Here is a 332-nt window from a genome sequence, read left to right on the forward strand (position 1 = left end):
GTTGCGGGGGCCGGATTTGAACCGACGACCTTCGGGTTATGAGCCCGACGAGCTACCAGGCTGCTCCACCCCGCGTCCGTCTTTTTGCTTCGTATTTCAAACCACATCAGCGTTGGCTTTCCTCGTTCACCTCAGTCACTTACTGAAGTAAGCTCCTAAGGATTCACTGCGTCGCCGCCTTGCTGTGATTCGAACTACTTTGCAAAAATCTTACATCAAATTTTAATTGGTTGCGGGGGCCAGATTTGAACTGACGACCTTCGGGTTATGAGCCCGACGAGCTACCAGGCTGCTCCACCCCGCGTCCGTGGATGCGCACTATACTCTGCTCG

General features: G+C 53.9%; 2 tRNA genes. Both read right to left on the bottom strand.

The features are described 5' to 3' along the window. Position 1: 1 nt before the first annotated feature. A tRNA-Met gene (locus OGY37_RS00015) sits at positions 2–75 on the bottom strand. 152 nt (positions 76–227) lie between these two features. Further along, a tRNA-Met gene (locus tag OGY37_RS00020) sits at positions 228–304 on the bottom strand. Positions 305–332: the final 28 nt, after the last annotated feature.

The organism is Citrobacter sp. Cpo030, from assembly GCF_030333005.1.
GTDB lineage: Bacteria > Pseudomonadota > Gammaproteobacteria > Enterobacterales > Enterobacteriaceae > Citrobacter > Citrobacter portucalensis.